The following is a 2,561-nucleotide window of genomic DNA, read 5'->3' on the forward strand; positions in this document are numbered from 1 at the left end:
CAGCCACCCTCCGCCGCGCCGTCCGCGAGGGCAGCGCCGGTGCAGGCGGCTCTGCCGACCACAGAGACTGCGCCGACCACAGAGACTGCGCCGGCACAGGGGACTGCACCGGCGCTGCCGCTGGCCGACGGCGCGCTGCCCGCCAGGGGTGGCGCCGGGGCACGAGCGAACGTTCCCGAAGCACCGGACGGGCTCGAGGTGTTCGACGAGATGCCCGCCGACGGCGCGGCGGGTCCGCCTCCGGATGCCGTGGGGCCGGACGCGGCCGGATCGGAGCAGGCAGCGTCGCCCCTCGCAGTGCGCTTGTCAGCCCGCCGGCCGCCGGTACCCCCGCCGGGTGAGGGCGGGCAGCGCCCGTCGAGCGGTGCCCGGCACGGGCGGCATTCCGGCCGCGGCGCTGGTAGCGCTGGTAGTACCGGTGCCACGGCGGCTGAGACCAGGGTGGAGCGGCCTCCGAGGTCGACCTCGGAGGCCTCGGGAAGCCGGGCGCTCACCACGCAGGCAGCAGGGAACGTCACCGTGGCCGCCGAGTCGCAGCCGGCTCCGGGGGACCGCGGCGGGTCGGCGACGATGGCCGCGTCGCGCCGCGGCGCTGGCCGGCCCGCCGAATCCAGGTCGGCTCCGAGCGGACGCACCGGGTCGGGGGCGACCGTCGCGCCGGCTCGTGAGTCCGCCCGAGGCATCGGATCGGTGACGGCTCTGCGGCCCGCTCGGCCTGCTCGGCGCGTCGGCATCGCCGGTCCCGGCGGGGACGCGAAGCCGGACCCGTGGGCTGGCGGTGCCGGCGATGCTGGCTATCACGACGAGGACGACAAGGAAGGCAGCAAGGAAGGCAGCGCCGCGGCACCCGCATTCTCGGCGCGGCGGTCAGCGTCGGGTAGCGGCACGAGGCCGGGGGGCGGCGCGAGGCTGGGGGGGCGCCCGGTCGTCCTCGGCTGGCGGGTGCTGCTCGTGTGCATGCTTGTCGCGGGGCTGGTGGGCGGTGCGATCAGCGGCCTGGCCGTCGCCATCACCACGGGTGACACCAGCGTCGAGCCGGTGAAGACGCTTGGTGTCGGCAGCCCGGCTCCCGTCACGGACCGCCGCACGGTCGCCGCTGTCGCCGCGGCCGCGTTGCCCACCGTGGTCACGGTCGACGTCGGTGGGGTCGGCGACGACGGCAGCGGCGGCACCGGCTCCGGAGTGATCATCAGCTCGGATGGCTACATCCTCACGAACAACCATGTCATCGCGCCCGCCGTCGCCAACGGCAGTCCGATCTCGGTGCGCCGTTACCAGGAGTTCGGCCAGATCCAGGCCCAAGTTGTCGGGCGTGACCCGCAGACCGACCTCGCCGTGCTGCGCATTCCGGCGCCGGCGCCGCTGCCCGCCGCGACACTGGGCCAGTCCGGCTCGCTCGTGGTCGGGGCGCCGATCGTCGCCATCGGCGCGCCGCTGGGCCTGTCCGGGACGGTGACGACGGGTGTCGTCAGCGCCCTGGACCGCAATCCGACGGTGCCGGCCGAGAACGGCACCGTCGCCACGGTCCTCATCGGCGCAATCCAGATCGACGCGGCGATCAACCCGGGGAACTCCGGTGGCCCGCTGCTCGACGCGCTCGGGCAGGTCGTCGGGATCAACGCGGCGATCGCCGCGGTCCCCGGCCACGAGGAGCAGACCCAGAGCGGCAGCATCGGTGTGGGCTTCGCCATCCCGGTGGACTTCGCGCGTTCCGTCGCCCAGGAGCTCATCGCGACCGGTCGGGCCACCCATCCCTACGTCGGCGCTTCGGCTGCCACTGTCACCGCGGGCGAGGCGACGGCGACCGGCGGGGTTCCCGGCGCCCGGCTGGTGAGCCTCGTTTCCGACGGCCCGGTGGCCCGCGCCGGACTGCGGGTCGGCGACGTCATCACCCGGATCGACGCGAACACGATCCGGGGGACGAATGATCTGCTCGTGGCGGCTCGGCTGCACCGGGTGGGCGACAAGGTCATCGTCACCTATGTGCGCGGCGGCGTCACCGCAACCGCCCAAATGACACTCCAGGAACAACAGAACTGAGTATTGGACATCTCTTCGTTGCCCAGGAGTTCCGCACGGCAACATCGGGAGAGGTACGCTCAGCCGGTGTTCAACGGTGTCGGGTGGGGTGAAGTCGCAGTCCTGCTGCTGATCGGCCTGTTCGTCTTCGGTCCGGACAGGCTGCCCAAGGCGGCTCGGGACGCGGGGCGCATGCTGCGCCAACTCCGGCAGATGGCCAACGGCATGCGCAATGATCTCCGGTCCGAGCTCGGCCCGGAATTCGCCGATCTCGACATCCGGGATCTGCATCCCAAGACCTTTGTCCGTAAGCACCTGTTCGAGGACGAGCTCCCGCTGCCGCCGTATCTGACGAAGCGGACCGCGCTGGACGCGCTGCTCCTCGGCGACGACGCGCCCGCGACCCCGTCGCTGACGAAGTCCTCTCTGCCGAAGGACGCCGCCCGCGAGCCGGGTCGCGCCGACACTCCAGCGCCGCCGGCCCCGTCGACGCCCACGCTGCTGTCGAAGCCGTCGCCTCCCAAGGCGACCGCGTCCCGCCC

2 protein-coding genes are annotated in these 2,561 nt (G+C 73.2%); both read left to right on the forward strand.

The features are described 5' to 3' along the window. The first annotated feature begins 690 nt into the window (after positions 1-690). Positions 691-2,040, forward strand: a complete 1,350-nt coding sequence (locus tag NBZ85_RS30135; protein ID WP_261553686.1) for a S1C family serine protease — start codon at positions 691-693, stop codon at positions 2,038-2,040. A gap of 66 nt (positions 2,041-2,106) precedes the next feature. Further along, a partial coding sequence (gene tatB / locus NBZ85_RS30140; protein ID WP_261563322.1) for a Sec-independent protein translocase protein TatB occupies positions 2,107-2,561 on the forward strand: 455 nt, incomplete at its 3' end.

It is taken from the genome of Frankia tisae (genome assembly GCF_025403405.1).
In the GTDB taxonomy this organism is placed as follows: Bacteria; Actinomycetota; Actinomycetes; order Frankiales; family Frankiaceae; genus Frankia; species Frankia tisai.